Here is a 15,131-nt window from a genome sequence, read left to right as displayed (position 1 = left end):
CTTTGCCTATTGGGATTTTCTAACCCTGATGTACCATTCAGAGAGCAACCGGACCTGCTTTTCCGTATAGCCATGCTGCACCATGCGATCAACAAAATCGGCATGCTTTTTCTGATCGTCCTGAGAGGCCTTGGCATTAAATGAAATGACCGGTAGCAGATCTTCTGTATTGGAGAACATCTTCTTCTCAATCACAGCTCTCATTTTTTCATAGCTCAACCAGCTTGGGTTTTTACCCTGCAGGTCGGCTCTGGCCCGGAGCACAAAATTCACCACTTCATTACGGAAATCCTTTGGATTAGCGATACCTGCCGGTTTTTCAATTTTTTCCAGCTCTTCGTTCAGTGAGCTGCGATCCAGAATCTGACCGGTGTCAGGATCTCTGAATTCCTGATCCTGAATCCAGAAATCCGCATAGGTAATGTAGCGGTCAAATATGTTCTGACCGTATTGTGAGTATGACTCCAAATAGGCAGTCTGGATTTCCTTACCCAGAAAATCGACGTATCTGGGGGTCAGAAACTCTTTGATAAAGCCTATATATCGCTCTTCCAATTCCTGGGGAAATTGCTGCTGTTCAATCTGTTGCTCGAGCACATAGAGCAGGTGAACAGGGTTGGCAGCGATCTCGGTCGAATCAAAATTAAAGACCTTGGACAGAATCTTGAAAGCAAAGCGGGTAGATAACCCTTCCATGCCTTCGTCTACTCCGGCAGCATCCTTGTATTCCTGCAGGGATTTGGCATTAGGGTCGGTATCCTTGAGGTTTTCACCGTCATAGACCCGCATTTTGGAGTAAATCGAAGAGTTTTCAGGATCCATGATTCTGGACAAGACACTGAATTGGGCCAGCATTCTCAACGTGTCGGGCGCACAGGGAGCCTGGTTGAGGGAGCTGTGTTCCAAGAGCTTTTCATAGATCCGGATCTCTTCACTCATTCGGGTGCAGTAGGGCACCTTGATGATATTGACGCGATCAATAAAGGCTTCATTGGTCTTGTTGTTTCTAAATGCCTGCCACTCCGATTCATTGGAGTGGGCGAGAATGGTCCCTTCATAGGGAATAGCACCAAGGCCTTCTGTACTGTTGTAGTTACCCTCCTGGGTAGCAGTCAGTAATGGATGAAGTACCTTGATAGGCGCTTTGAACATTTCGACAAATTCCATTATGCCCTGGTTAGCTCTACACAGTGCACCAGAAAAACTGTAGGCATCAGCATCGTCTTGAGAATATTCTTCGAGCTGGCGAATATCGACTTTACCTACCAAGCTGGAAATATCCTGATTGTTTTCGTCACCGGGTTCTGTTTTAGCCACTGCAACCTGCTTGAGTCGACTGGGGTAGAGTTTTACTACTTTGAACTGGGTAATGTCGCCGCTATATTCTTCCAGCCGCTTGGTGGCCCAGGGAGACATTGTATATTTCATATACCGGACCGGTATCCCATACTCTTCAACAAGAGCCTTGCCGTCTGATTCGGGGTCAAATAACCCCAGCGGGGACTCAAAAACAGGTGACCCTTTTATGGCATAAAACGGAACGGTTTCGATCAGTTCCTTGAGTTTTTCGGCAAGGGATGATTTACCGCCCCCCACAGGGCCTAATAAATAGAGAATCTGCTTCTTTTCCTCTAACCCCTGGGCTGCAAACTGAAAGTAGGAAACAATATTTTCAATGGCCTCTTCCATGCCATAAAACTCATCGAATGCCTTGAACCGTTTGATCAACTTATTGGAAAAAATCCGGCTTTGCCTCTGGTTACGGGATGTATCTATAACTTCGGGTTCCCCAATAGCCATAAGCATCCGTTCAGGCGCACTGGCGTAAGTTTTTGGATCGGATTTACAAAGGTCCAGGTATTCCTGAACACTAAACTCTTCTCCCTGTGTTGAAGCGTATCTTTGCTTATAGTGTTCAAACAGTGGCATAACGCTGTTGCTCCAATCGAATATAGCTGGGGTTTCGACTCTAGCTGTGATGACTCTGTGTTATCTAACAGGGCAGGTTATGATGTGGTACCGCAAGTCTTTAACCCGCCCCTTGATCCAAAATTTACTGCTTACTTACTGAAAGCGTTTCAGTTGAGTTGCCAGTTGTTCTGCTGGACGTAATTGATCAGTAAGTGCCTGAATACTCGCTGCATCTTTGGCTTGTCTTGCCGTTTCTATTGCCTCACGGGTAGTACGGGTGAACTGTTCGCAGGCTGCGGACAACTGTGTCGTATTTTCTTGAACCGTTGTGCCTTTCATTGCAGCATTAATTTTGCTGTGCTCTTTGAGGTCTACATAATCAGCAGGGACGCAATAGCCGTTAATACTGATTCTTTCGGCGATCTGGTTGGAAGGTGCGAATGATTGAATATTCGGGTTACAGGATGATTGCGTAGGCCTCTGCTGCTGGTACTGAGACTCTGGAGTAAATGCTGACAACATCTGGTTGAATTCAGCTGATCGGGAGTCTTGAGTATTCCACTGTGTAGCCCTTATACAATTCATCAGGGCTTCGCGTTCGCAATAGACAGCGAGTAGTTTTCTTGAAACTTGCTCCTGTTGGCCTGTATCGATGCCAATTTCAGCAGTTTTAAGCTTGTTCATTAGTTAATTACTCCAATGAAATAGTTCCACAGGCATTGTCTGTGGTTATGGTGCTTGCAAGTGGCTTATCTCGAACGTTTTAGGGTATCTGGATTAATTAATCACAGAGTATTGTTCGTTTTCGAACAATAATGAATTCACTGAGGTTAGTCGGGTGAACTTGAGTATTAAGATTAAGCATTTCAAAAACTAAAAAATAGCGATTTTTTACCTCTCAAAACTTAAAAATCCACTATGAAGATGGAGCGTAATGACGTGAAATTCAAGTTAAAATTCATAAATTTATCTATTTAAAGGCAGCTTCAAGCAGCTCACGGGTATACCCGGTTTGCGGATGGTGGAAAATCTGATCGGTAGAACCCTGCTCAACAATCTCACCCTCTTTCATCACCAGAATGCGATGACTCATGGCTTTGACCACTGCGAGATCATGACTGATGAAGATATAGCTCAAGTTGTATTTTTTCTGCAGATTTCTCAATAATTCAATGACCTGGGACTGAACTGTTCTGTCCAGGGCTGAGGTAGGTTCATCAAGGATCATCAGTTTGGGTTTAAGCACTAATGCTCTGGCAATAGCGATACGTTGTCTCTGGCCGCCGGAAAACTCATGGGGATAACGGTGGCGCCATTCAGGGTCGAGGCCAACTTCATTCATTGCTGTGATAATCAATGCATCACGCTCACTGTTGCTGGCCAGCTGGTGGATATCGAGCCCTTCACCAATAATATCGGCAATGGTCATTCTTGGACTCAGACTGCCATAAGGGTCCTGAAAAACAACCTGCATCTGTCGTCGGTAGAGGCGGAATTGTTTCTGGCTCAATCGGTGAAGAGGGTCTCCTTCAAAATAGATTTCGCCCTCACATTCCTGCAGTTTTAGAAGAGCCATCCCCAGTGTCGTTTTTCCGGAACCGGATTCACCCACAATACCCAGAGTTTCCCCTTGTGCTACTGAGATGGAAAGATCCGTTACCGCTTTAATATGGTCCACGGTTCGCCGGAAAAAACCGGCTTTGACTGGGAACCAGACCCGAATATCACGGCCCTCAATCATTTTGTGCTGATCCTCGGAGACTGGTACCGGTGAACCCGATGGTTCGGCATTGAGCAGTTCAATTGTGTAAGGGTGCTTTGGATGACTAAAAACTGCTTTTGTTTGTCCTGTCTCGATCAGTGCACCATCTTTCATGACACAGATTCGATGAGAGACATGTTGAATCAGGTTCAGATCATGGCTTATAAACAGAATGGCCATTCCCATTTTTTGCTGCAAATCAGCCAGCAATGACAGGATTTGCCTTTGCACGGTAACATCCAGAGCAGTGGTCGGTTCATCAGCAATCAGAATCTTAGGCTCGCAAGCCAGAGCCATGGCAATCATAGCTCTCTGTCGCTGTCCACCGGACAATTCATGAGGGTATGCGTTAAGCTTTTTAGCAGGCTGTTGAATACCCACCAGTTCAAGCAACTCCAATGCTCGTTGACTGGCCTGTTGAGGGCGCATGCCAAGATGAAGACTCAGAACTTCACAGATTTGTTTCTGTATGGTGTGCAGAGGGTTCAGCGCGGTCATCGGCTCCTGAAAGATCATGCCTATCTGATTGCCACGAACGCTTCTTATTTCTCGTTCGGATGCGGTCAGCAGGTTTTTACCATCGAACAGGATTTCACCCTGGTGGCTGGCGTTCTCGGGTAAAAGTTGCAGGATGCTTAATGCAGAAATGGATTTACCGGATCCGGACTCTCCCACCAGACCCAATGTTTCGCCGGGAAAGAGTTCAAAGCTCACACTTTTGACCGCATCGCAGCTGTTACCACTCTGGTTAAAGCGAACCGCCAGGTCTTTGATTTCGAGTAGGGAACTTGTCATCGTTTATTGACCTGTAACGTATTTGCGTGGATCCAGAGCGTCCCGGGTGGCTTCCCCGATAAACACCAGCAGGGTCAGCATGACTGACATCACCAGAAAGGCGGTAATACCTAGCCAGGGAGCCTGAAGATTGTTTTTACCCTGAGCAATCAGTTCACCTAAAGAGGGGGAGCCGGCAGGTAGACCAAAGCCCAGAAAATCCAGTGAGGTCAGGGTGGTAATAGCCCCGGTGAGAATAAATGGCATGAAGGTAACAGTGGCAATCATGGCATTGGGCAAGATGTGCCTGAACATCAATCTACCGTCCGTCATTCCCAAGGCTCTGGCGGCGCGAACATATTCCAGATTTCGTCCACGCAAAAATTCAGCACGCACTACGTCGACAAGGGCCATCCATGAAAACAACAGCATAATTCCCAGTAGCCACCAGAAGCCCGGTTCCACAAAACTGGAAAGGATAATCAATAGATACAGGCTGGGCATACCTGACCAGACTTCAATAAACCTCTGGCCTACCAGATCTATGCGTCCACCATAAAATCCCTGCATCGCACCCATGGCCACTCCAATGAGCGAGCTGAACAAGGTCAGGATCAGTCCAAAGAGTATCGATATTCTGAATCCATAGATAACTCTGGCCAAAACATCCCGTCCCTGGTCATCGGTACCCAGAAGGTTTTCAAGGGTGGGAGGCGCTGGTGCAATTCGGGCGTAGTTAATCGTGTCGTAGCTGTAATGAACCGGTGGCCAGAGCATCCAGCCATAGGGGTTAATCAGCTCTCTGGCATAGTCCTGGCGATAGTCCATTTCCAGTTCAAACTCGCCATTAAAAGTCGTTTCCGGATAGGTATGGAAGACCGGGGTATAGATCTCACCTTTGAAATAAACCAGCAGCGGCTTATCGTTAGCAATAAATTCTGCCATTAATGTGGTGAAAAACAGAAAACCAAAAATCCACAGTGAATAATACCCACGGCGGTTGCTCTTGAAGCTTTTCCAGCGTCGTTGATTGAGAGGGCTTATACGAGAAGGTTTCACAGTCTGAGACGGTTCCATGTCAATCCCTCGCCTCAAAATCAATTCGTGGGTCAACCAGCATGTAGGTCAAATCCCCCAGTAATTTCACCACCATGCCGATCAGGGTGAAAATAAACAGCGAACCAAAAACCACAGGGTAGTCACGATTAATCGCAGCTTCGTAGCCCAACAGGCCGAGCCCATCGAGCGAGAAAATGATTTCAATCAGCAGTGAGCTGGTAAAAAGAATGCCGATCAGAGCCGCTGGAAACCCGGAAATTACCAGCAGCATGGCATTTCTGAAAACATGGCCGTAGAGCACCTGATTATCATCCAGGCCTTTGGCTCTGGCGGTTTGAACATATTGCCGGTGAATTTCATCCAGGAATGAGTTCTTGGTCAACATGGTCAATGTTGCAAAGCCACCAATGACTATACAGAAAACGGGCAGCACCATATGCCAGACATAATCCATCAGCTTGCCCAGTAAACTGAGTTGTTCAAAGTTTTCGGAATTTAAGCCTCGCAGCGGGAAGAAGTTCCAGTAACTGCCACCGGCGAAGAGGACGATAAGCAGAATGGCCAATAGAAAGCTGGGAATGGCATAACCCGTAGTAATGACAGCGCTGGTCCAGACATCAAACTGGCTGCCGTGTTTGAGTGCCTTGCGAATACCCATGGGGATGGAAATCAGATAAATCAGCAAAGTGCTCCATAAGCCCAGTGAAATAGAGACAGGCAGCTTTTCCTTGATCAGGTCAATCACTTTGGCATCCCTGAAGAAAGAATCACCAAAGTCAAAATGGAGATAGTTCACAACCATCTGATAAAAACGTTCATAGGCCGGTTTATCAAATCCGTAGAGCTTTTCTATGTCTTTGATCAGTTCCGGGTCCAGTCCGCGACGTCCCCGATATTCCCCCGATTCATCCATGCTGAATTGTTGTATTTCAGCGCTACTGGAGCCTCCGATTCGGCTGATAGCATTGATTTCAAAACCTTCCAGCTTGGCAATCATCTGCTCAACAGGACCACCCGGTGCAGCCTGGATGATGACAAAGTTCAGCAACAAAATGCCGAACAGTGTCGGAATCATTAACGCCAGTCGGCGTAGAATGTAGCTCTTCATAGTCGGATCATTTCCAACGGATAAAGTGGAGGGGCTGCCGGCCTGGCCAATAAGATGTTTTCAAAGGCTGCCCCCGGAACCAGGTGTCAGATTTAACAATGAATCTGACAGCCTGACAGTCTAATTATTGATGGTGCTGAACCCGTTCAGTTGATCGCCTGATACTGACCAACTGAGCTTGAATGACAACAATTGACGTTGTTACTAACGTTTCGAGCGACGAATGAACCAGCCCAGTAACAGGATTAACAGTAGAATGCCGGCAGGCCATAACGGCATACCTCTGCTTTCTTCTTCCTTGTCTGTGCTATCGGCGGTGGGGTCAGCAGCCTTGATGGTTTCTGGTTCCATCCACCAGCTATCCAGGTCAAACTGGTAGAGTGGTTCCTGGTCAGGTTCGTTCAGAGGGTGCTTGAGAGGTTTCCAGTAAGCGACCCGGGTACTGGCCAGATACCACTGGGGGATAATGTATTCATTCCAGAGCAGAACACGGTCAAGGGCTTTGACAGCGGCCACCAGGTCGGGTCTGGAGCCAGCGTTTATGACCTCTTTGATCAGGCCATCGACTACAGGATTCTTGATTCCTATGAGGTTGCGGCTTCCTGGCAGGTCGGCTGATTCACTGCCCCAAAAATCTCTTTGTTCGTTTCCGGGAGAGCTGGATTGAGGGAACCGGCTGACCAGCATGTCATAGCCGAAACTTCTGATCCTGTTTATATACTGGGATATATCCACGATACGCAGAGTGGCAGTTACCCCCATGGCCTCAAGGTTTTTCTTAAGAGGCAGGGCCACTTTCTCCATCGAAGCATCGTACAGTAGAATTTCAAACTCAAAGGGCTTGCCGTTTTTTCTTAGCGCGCCGTTTTGCAGTTTCCAGCCAGCCTGTTCCATCAGGGAGAGCGCTTCGTTAAGCTGACTGCGGATTCTGCCACTGCCATCGGTGACGGGTAATTTATGAGGCTGAGTAAATAACTCTGCAGGCAGTTGATCCCGCCAGGGTTCAAGATATGTCCGTTCTTTGCCTTCAGGAATACCCGTGGACTCCATATCAGAGTTGGCAAAATAACTTTGCGTGCGGGTATACCCGTTGTAGAACAGGTTTTTGTTCAGCCATTCGAAATCCATGGCGTAATTCAGGGCTCTGCGGACTCTGACATCTCTGAAAATATCTCTGCGAAGGTTGAAGACAAAGCCCTGCATGCCCTGAGGCGCTTTGGTAGGAATGGATTCCTGGATCAGGTCACCCTTTTTGACCGCCGGGGTGTTATAAGCGGTGGCCCAGTTCCGGGCAATGTTCTCAAAGCGAATATCGTATTCTTTGGCCTTCAGAGCCTGTAGTGATACGTTAGCGTCACGGTAGTAATCATATCGTCGAACATCAAAGTTGTAGCGACCTGTATTCACCGGTAACTCTTTACCCCAATAATCATCGACCCGATCATAGACAATACTGCGACCAGGCTCGGCGGTACGGATTTTATAGGGACCACTGCCCAGAGGTTGAGTCAGGTTAGCCAGTTCAAAATTGTTCGATTCTTTTTCCCAGAAATGTTTTGGCAGTACGGGAAGCTGGGAGATGATAAGAGGAAGCTCAGGGTTTCCTTTGTGTTTGAAAACAAAGCGGACACTGCGTTTAGACAGAGCTTCAGCTTTGGCAATATCTTCATAATAAGCCCGGTAAAATGGCGAGCCTTTATCCCTGAGCAATTCAAAGCTGAATACCACATCTTCGGCCATGACCGGCTGGCCATCGTGAAACCGGGCTTTTGGATTCAGATGAAAAGTGATGCCACTGTTATCTATTGCAGGCTCTGCATATTGAGCAACCAGTGCATACATGGAGAAAGGTTCATCAGCACTGCGGGTCATCAGTGTATCGTAAATCAAGCCAATACCTGCTGCCGGAGTGCCTTTTTCAATGTAAGGATTGAGGCTGTCAAAAGTCCCCATGCTGCCCATTCGAAGCGTTCCCCCCTTGGGTGCATCGGGATTAACATACTCAAAGTGTTTGAAATCTTTTGAGTATTTGGTGTCGCCGTGCAGGGAAAGAGAAGGGGATTTATTAATTGCATCCTCTGCCATAACGGATACAGGCATCATAGACAGGGAAAGAAAGAGGGTTGCAATAGGGAGGGCTTGGGAAACCGTTGTCTTCAACGATCTCTTTATCATCATTGTATGAGTCATGGTTCGCCTGGATCGCATTGTTATAACTATTGCCTCTATAACTATAGTCGACCCCTTGACTACAGGTATTACTTCTTGCGGAGTTATTTCGATTCCTGGCAGTATTTTAAACATCGACTAAACGCCACAGGCAAGAGCTTTAATCGATTTTTTCAGACGCCTGCCAACTGGCAGTCGCATCAAGGCGATCAAGGGGAGTACACAAAGTGTACTGGCTGGTGGAGTGTTTCGTGAGAAAGCCCCCGTCTTTTTATTTATTTGCTCTTCCTCTGATCCGGTTTGCGATTCTGTAATACTGAATACCTTCCTGAACAGCATACTGCCCCCGGGCAAGAGGATTATCTCTAAGCGCTTTATGAACGTGTCCTAACAGTGAAAAAAGACCACCATACTGACGTAAAAGTGCTTCCTCCCCGTGTTTGCTCAGGTATTCGGCGTATTGCATGGCTTCTTCAATGCTTTGGCTGAAGCTGGCGCTTGACTGAATTGAGACGGGTTCGGGCAGCTGTTTTGATACGTCGGTTTCTATCTTGTGCAATAAAGAACGTACTTTTTTCTCAACGTCCTTGAGCCCCTGTTTACTCCGTGAGGCCGCTGTTTCGCCCGGCTTCAGTTTTGACGAAAGATAATCATAGTGGGTAGCAGACTCCAGTTTTAGCCAGGCTCTGGCCTGTTGGAGGCGATACCAGGCCACACTGTGTTTAATGGGGTTCAGATTACTGAGCAGGGTACTGGCCTGATCAAATTCAGCCTGAAAATGAATCAGATTCATCGCCTTGTTAATTTTTCTCTGGATGTATGCAGGGTTTTGATGTGCCTTTACAGCAGTAGCCTGTGCACCAGACTCTTCGGGAACAGATATTTCTGATGGTGGTTGCTTTTTGTCACTGGGTTCAGTCGACCCTGTACTGGTATCGACCGGATCTGAGGGGGTTGTTGTATCTTCACTGACGTCATTAGACGAGCCAAGTATATCGATGTCAGTATCTTGTCCGGAGTCGTCACATTCTTCCTCAACGGGTAGCAAGGTATCCATAAGAAAAGCTTTTTTTATCTGCCAGTGTTCCAGGTGTTTGTGAACAGCGGCTAATTCCTCGAACTCAAGGGCGGAGTATTCCTCTACTGGCCTGCCGGATCTGCAGGATTTCGCTGCTTGCGCGCCAATATCGTGTCCATAAAGCGGCAGGGTACCAGCCAGAAAGGCTTTAAGGTGTTCTTCACCTTCAGACAGTTGTTCAATGGCTTTTTCAATCTGTTTCTTAGCCAGAAAGACTTCACAGAGGTTGTCATATCCCTGCAGTGTCATCTTGCAGTAGTCATCATTCAAATGAGCAATGATGTCGTCGTGATACTTGTCTGGATCCAACATGACGAATGCTTTGGCACAAAAGAGCCGAGCTGTGGGCTGTGGGCTTTTGCTCATGGCGCGGAGGTGTTTCATGCGTGCTTTTATAGAGGCAGCTTTCAGAAACTGAAGGTATTGATAGAGGACGGATACCGTGGATTGAGGGTCCTGGGAACTAAGATGCCTTTCTATTTTGCCCAGAACCTCCGCAGTGGCTCCTTCGACCATGAAGTCACATAATCCTGCTGCATAGACGGTGATATCAAAGGGGATGGCATCGCTCATATTCCGGCCTTCAGTGGATTGCATCTGAAAGCTGGCTTGTTTGATAGCATCTTCATCAGGCAGTGTCTGGGTTCTATGCCGTGACCGGGTTAACCGGTCCTCAAAGGATTTTTTTTGATCCTTATATTGCTCAAGGATTCGAACCGCTTCATCCGGGTTGCACCATTTCAACAGACTGACACTGTTCAGTGTTCCAATCCTTGCCAGAACAAGGTATTTGGCAGCATCGGGGTGACCTGACTGCCAGGCTTTGTCAAAGCAGTGAAGGTTAAATTCATTGAAACGTTTACACTGGCAGAGATTGATCCTTCCTGAGATTAACCATGCGCTGGCATTGAGGTAATGATCGTGTGGTGTTATTTCCAACAGCTCTGTGGTGTTTTTGGCTGCAAAATCATACTTTCCCAGACCGTAATAACTGGTCGCCAACAGATAACAGGCTTCGGGGGTTTTACCCTGTGACTGCAGCAACGTCAGGCCTTGTTTTAATGTCTTCTTGTAATGTTCATCAGAAGCTGCGAGCGTCTTGGCGGGTTCTCGCTCGCGAAGCTCTTTTCTGGCCTCAAGTCTTCCTGGCAAGCGTGTTGCTGGTCTCAGACTCTCGAGTAACTGCTCTTTTTCTCGCTGAGTTAAAGGTGTAGCGCTTGGCTCAGCGCCCCCTGTATGGGCGGACGGTTTTTTCTTCTTTTTGCGCTTTTTGGGTTGTGCAGAGGCACTGGCAGAACCCGGAGGAGGTGGAGGACGGTCAGCGGGTGGTGTCGGATCCATATTATGGCTCCACAGACTTCATCCACCAGGTGGACAGTCCGTTTTCATACAGAGGAGCCTGCTTGGGGTGGGCTAATCCTTTTCGGTAAATGACTGGCCAGTAGGGCAGGTACCATTGTGGGATAGCCGCATATTGCCAAAGCACTACCCGATCAAGGGCCCGACACACCGCTTTGAGTTCATTTCGACTCTCGGCAGCAATGGCTTTCTCTACCAGCTCATCTATCACCGGCATGGCGATGCCCGATATATTTTTACCAGCATGACTTTTAGCACTGGCGCTCCCCCAGAAGTTTTTTAATTCAGTGCCTGGGGCAATGCTGGGATAAAAACCATGGATAACCATGTCGAAGTCGAAATTTCTAAGTCGATTGATGTACTGAGACGTGTCGATTGTGGTGACTCTGACTTTGATGCCAAGCATCGAGAGATTGTTGGCAAAAGGTAAAACAAAGCGTTCAAACTCAGGTTGAGACAGTAGAATTTCAAACGTCATAGGCTTCCCGTTAGCCTGATTTCTGAGGGTGCCATTTTTAAGCTTCCAGCCTGCTTCGGATAACAGTTTCAAAGCCTTTATTTTGTTTGATCGCCAGTTGCCGCTGCCATCGGTATCAACCGTTTCATAGGCTTGATTAAAAACTTCTGAAGGCAGGTCCTTCTGCCAGGCTTTCAATAGTTTCTTTTCTGCATTGTCAGGCAGTCCTGTTGCAGCCAGGTCAGAGTTGGAAAAGAGGCTGTATGCCTGCTTATAAATATCAAAGAAGAGGTGTTTGTTAATCCAGTTAAAGTCCTGGGCCTGGCTAATGGCCATACGAACCCTGCGGTCACTGAACAGGTCTTTTCTCAGGTTGAATACATAGGCTCTCATGCCCAGTGTCTTATCAGGAATTTTCTCCTGGACAATTTCTCCATGAGTTAAAGCCTTGCCTTTGTATCCCTGCGCCCAGTTTTTAGGGTTACCATCAATTCTCAGGTCGTAGCTGCCTTGTTTAAAGGCTTCCAGTGCGACGGACTCATCGCGGTAATAATCTGTTCGTACAAGATCGAAGTTATGTCTCCCTTTATTGACGGGTAGATTAGCGGCCCAATAATGTTTCACGCGCTCATAAACTACATAACGTCCTGCTTCTAACTCTTTGATTTTATAGGGTCCGCTGGACAGTGGTGGTTTAAGATCTGCCTGGGATAAATCACTCTCGTCTTTTTGCCAGTAGTGTGCAGGCAGTACCCTGAGCTGTGACAATCTGAGTACCAGGCTCTTGCTGGGAGGTTTGGAAAAGGTGAATTTTACATCGTAATGATTCAAGGCAGTGACTGACGTTACATCAGAATAGAGGTGGCGATAATGAGGTGGGCCATTCTGTTGTAATTCATTAAAGGTATATACGACATCGGAAGGTTTGATGCGCTCACCATCATGAAAGCGGGCGTCTGGATGAAGGTGATAGACCACCCAGGAAAAGTCTTCAGGATACTCAATGGTTTCTGCGATAAGTCCATAGACTGTATAGGGCTCATCACCGGCACGCATCATCAGGGTGTCATACAGAAAATAGCTGCCATCAGCCCAGTTATCCTTGGGGGCAAAGGTATTAAAGGTATCGAAGGTTCCTGTCGCTGCTTTCCTTAGCAGGCCTCCTTTTGGAGTCTGGGGATTAACGTACTCAAAGTGTTTGAAGGTTTCAGGGTATTTAGGCCGGTCATGGATACTCAGTGCATGGGACTGAAGAACGTTTTCAGCCGAGCTGCTTTCACTAAGAAGCGAAAAGATTACGATAGCCAGTAGAGGTAGCCTGCTAAACATCGTCCAGATCCCGAGTTTGAGCCATTGCCCTATACATCGACGGCCACGAAGCTTTCTTGGGAATAAATTCAATTCAATAAGAGCTTTTCTCTTTAGTCTATGACTGTGGGGACCAGTTCATGAATGACTGGAATGACCAGCTGATGACTATGACTCTCGGCCAGGAGCCTGCTGGACTTAAGCTTTCGAGCATGAAATTCAGTAGAGCGAGTCAGTTTTTTCGTTGGATTTGTACGAATAGTTGACCTGTTTAAGCAAATTCAACGGAAAAACTGGCCACTCTTCCTGGATTTCCAGATTATGTTCAGTTTCCAGTCTGAGCCATTGAAAGATCTTTTGATTGGTGTATTCCCTTCATGCGTCCAGAAGATACAGCCCGTACAGAGAATATGCGACACGGAGTTTGGCCTTACGTTCATCCATTGTGACAATGGCTCCTTTATGGTTTTTTCCGATGATCGTGTCTGCTTCAATATCATGGTAAATCCGCTGCATAACCTCAGCACTATGCTGTTCAGAGTTCTTTTGAGAATCAGGAGCCAGAATCCCGGAACGTCGAATAGCAGGCAGCACATCTCAGACAGCATCGGTTACGATGGGGCGACTGATTTGTCGAATATACGAGGCAAATTCGGGTTTCTGCTCAGATATTAATCAATCTATTTTCGATCTGATAAACGAACCATAAAGACCAGAAATAAAAAACTCGGAAACATTGTTTGTCCACACATTCTTTTTAAAGAACGTTATTTAAATTACACAACGAAAGCCATCAGGGTATGCTCTTTAACAAAGCCTCCTCTTACTCGGCTCTGAATCACTGCTACCTCAGCACCTTTTTTTGATTTTATAGATGACCACTGCCCAAATAATAAGATTAATGGCAATGGCAACACCACCCCCAACTTCCCCCCAGGGATAGAAATCACTTCTTTCCGGTTTTTCCGGGCATTCTTTCCAATACGAGTCGGTCATAATCTTTTTGCCTGAGCGTTCGATAGGGAAGCTTCTTGTGTTTGCCGGTGTTTCACTGTCCCCGCAAAAACGCTGCAGAGTAACAACATTCTGGTCAATTCCGACTTGGGTATAGACCCCGTTCAATGCAGCTCCCCCCAGCATGACCGGCAATGAAGCCGGTCCTTTACTGAGTTTTTTAGGGCGTGGAAAGTGTTTAAGCAGTCCATAATCGCAAGTGGCATGTATATGGCCCGAAAAAATCATGGCTATGTTATAGCCGTCAAGAGCTTCCCAGAATTCATCCAGCTGGTCATATGACCAGGCACCTCCAGAACCAATATCAGCATCCACATCAAAGTGCATGAACAAAAAAACGGGTGTGCTTTTATCAGGCAAAGCCGATAATTGCTGTTTTAAAAAATCCAGACTTTTTTCGGGTCGAACTGACGGATCCCAACCCTGTTTATCTGGCTTGTCTCCCGGAAAAACCCCCAATTGAATGAAATAAATATCTTCCCATTTCCAAGCATAAACAGAACCTTCGTCATTCAGGCAAACAGGTTCCTGACGGGGTCGGGATCGCAGATGATTAATAATTTTATCTCTGGCTACACATTCGTGAGTTTTAAAATAACAGGCTACCGTTTGCCAGAAATCAGCTGGTGTATCGTCATGATTCCCCATGCCATCGTAGACCCGATGTTTGAACGGCTTAATGGCATCTTCATAATAAACAAACTCATCATAGAGTCTGGCATTTTGGGTAAGATCACCGGCAATCACCACGCCATGTGCCTTTTGTTTCTGAATAGCGTTGTTTATTCTACTGAGTGTTGAAAGCGATGTTTGATTCCGGCTGAACATTCGGTTATCGAACTGAGGATCAGTGGTCACAAAAAAACGAATTTCTGGTAGATCCTCCGCATGTAACTTACCAGTTGAAAGGCAAAAAATAAGGATTACTTTCAGTATATTGAACGATTTTACATTTTTCAGAGCTGTCATAGAATCAGTTCCAGGTCAGAGTATTTTTACTGACTGTTTGTTTATCGGTTGAGCGTAAAACCCCGTACTTTGAGTGCGGGGATGTAAGCTCGTCGGCGATAGCCGACTAATGCGGTGTTCTCTGCTGCTGAACGTACTGTTTGATGACTTCTATAGGAGCGCC

General features: G+C 46.8%; 9 protein-coding genes and 1 pseudogene. All 10 read right to left on the bottom strand.

The window, feature by feature from the left end; translation table 11 throughout:
• Positions 1–6: 6 nt before the first annotated feature.
• The 10 genes and pseudogenes from ACR2PX_RS07120 to ACR2PX_RS07075 all read right to left on the bottom strand — a co-directional run bounded on the left by ACR2PX_RS07120 (position 7) and on the right by ACR2PX_RS07075 (position 14,857).
• Positions 7–1,929: a PrkA family serine protein kinase gene (locus ACR2PX_RS07120; protein ID WP_433998661.1), complete on the bottom strand. Its 1,923-nt coding sequence runs from the start codon at positions 1,927–1,929 to the stop codon at positions 7–9.
• Positions 1,930–2,064: 135 nt separating this feature from the next.
• A complete protein-coding gene (locus tag ACR2PX_RS07115) occupies positions 2,065–2,595 on the bottom strand; it encodes a hypothetical protein (protein WP_433998660.1) in 531 nt (176 codons plus the stop codon).
• A gap of 286 nt (positions 2,596–2,881) precedes the next feature.
• Complete coding sequence (locus ACR2PX_RS07110; protein ID WP_433998659.1) at positions 2,882–4,468, bottom strand: ABC transporter ATP-binding protein; 1,587 nt, start codon at positions 4,466–4,468, stop codon at positions 2,882–2,884.
• Positions 4,469–4,471: 3 nt separating this feature from the next.
• Positions 4,472–5,524, bottom strand: a complete 1,053-nt coding sequence (locus tag ACR2PX_RS07105; protein WP_433998658.1) for an ABC transporter permease — start codon at positions 5,522–5,524, stop codon at positions 4,472–4,474.
• A 1-nt stretch (position 5,525) separates the two neighbouring features.
• On the bottom strand, positions 5,526–6,614 hold the full coding sequence (locus ACR2PX_RS07100) for a microcin C ABC transporter permease YejB (protein WP_433998657.1): 1,089 nt from the start codon (positions 6,612–6,614) through the stop codon (positions 5,526–5,528).
• Between the two features lie 204 nt (positions 6,615–6,818).
• A complete protein-coding gene (locus ACR2PX_RS07095) occupies positions 6,819–8,792 on the bottom strand; it encodes an extracellular solute-binding protein (RefSeq protein ID WP_433998656.1) in 1,974 nt (657 codons plus the stop codon).
• 262 nt (positions 8,793–9,054) lie between these two features.
• Entirely contained in the window at positions 9,055–11,202 is a 2,148-nt protein-coding gene (locus ACR2PX_RS07090; RefSeq protein WP_433998655.1) for a hypothetical protein, read from the bottom strand.
• A 1-nt stretch (position 11,203) separates the two neighbouring features.
• Positions 11,204–13,006 carry an extracellular solute-binding protein gene (locus ACR2PX_RS07085; protein ID WP_433998654.1) on the bottom strand — a complete coding sequence of 601 codons (1,803 nt, stop codon included), beginning with the start codon at positions 13,004–13,006 and terminating at the stop codon, positions 11,204–11,206.
• Between the two features lie 375 nt (positions 13,007–13,381).
• Positions 13,382–13,483: pseudogene (locus ACR2PX_RS07080) on the bottom strand (IS30 family transposase); the annotation flags it as partial.
• Between the two features lie 351 nt (positions 13,484–13,834).
• On the bottom strand, positions 13,835–14,857 hold the full coding sequence (locus ACR2PX_RS07075; protein WP_433998653.1) for a metallophosphoesterase family protein: 1,023 nt from the start codon (positions 14,855–14,857) through the stop codon (positions 13,835–13,837).
• Positions 14,858–15,131: the final 274 nt, after the last annotated feature.

The sequence above is a fragment of the Endozoicomonas sp. genome (assembly GCF_051008435.1).
Lineage (GTDB): Bacteria > Pseudomonadota > Gammaproteobacteria > Pseudomonadales > Endozoicomonadaceae > Endozoicomonas_A.
Note: the sequence above shows the minus strand (reverse complement) of the source record. Positions and strands in the feature narration are given on the sequence as shown.

Bases quoted from the DNA above. Each gene is read 5' to 3' on its own strand.
- ACR2PX_RS07120 (WP_433998661.1), bottom strand. From the start codon at position 1,929: ATGCCACTGTTTGAACACTATAAGCAAAGATACGCTTCAACACAGGGA.
- ACR2PX_RS07115 (WP_433998660.1), bottom strand. From the start codon at position 2,595: ATGAACAAGCTTAAAACTGCTGAAATTGGCATCGATACAGGCCAACAG.
- ACR2PX_RS07110 (WP_433998659.1), bottom strand. From the start codon at position 4,468: ATGACAAGTTCCCTACTCGAAATCAAAGACCTGGCGGTTCGCTTTAAC.
- ACR2PX_RS07105 (WP_433998658.1), bottom strand. From the start codon at position 5,524: ATGGAACCGTCTCAGACTGTGAAACCTTCTCGTATAAGCCCTCTCAAT.
- ACR2PX_RS07100 (WP_433998657.1), bottom strand. From the start codon at position 6,614: ATGAAGAGCTACATTCTACGCCGACTGGCGTTAATGATTCCGACACTG.
- ACR2PX_RS07095 (WP_433998656.1), bottom strand. From the start codon at position 8,792: ATGATGATAAAGAGATCGTTGAAGACAACGGTTTCCCAAGCCCTCCCT.
- ACR2PX_RS07090 (WP_433998655.1), bottom strand. From the start codon at position 11,202: ATGGATCCGACACCACCCGCTGACCGTCCTCCACCTCCTCCGGGTTCT.
- ACR2PX_RS07085 (WP_433998654.1), bottom strand. From the start codon at position 13,006: ATGTTTAGCAGGCTACCTCTACTGGCTATCGTAATCTTTTCGCTTCTT.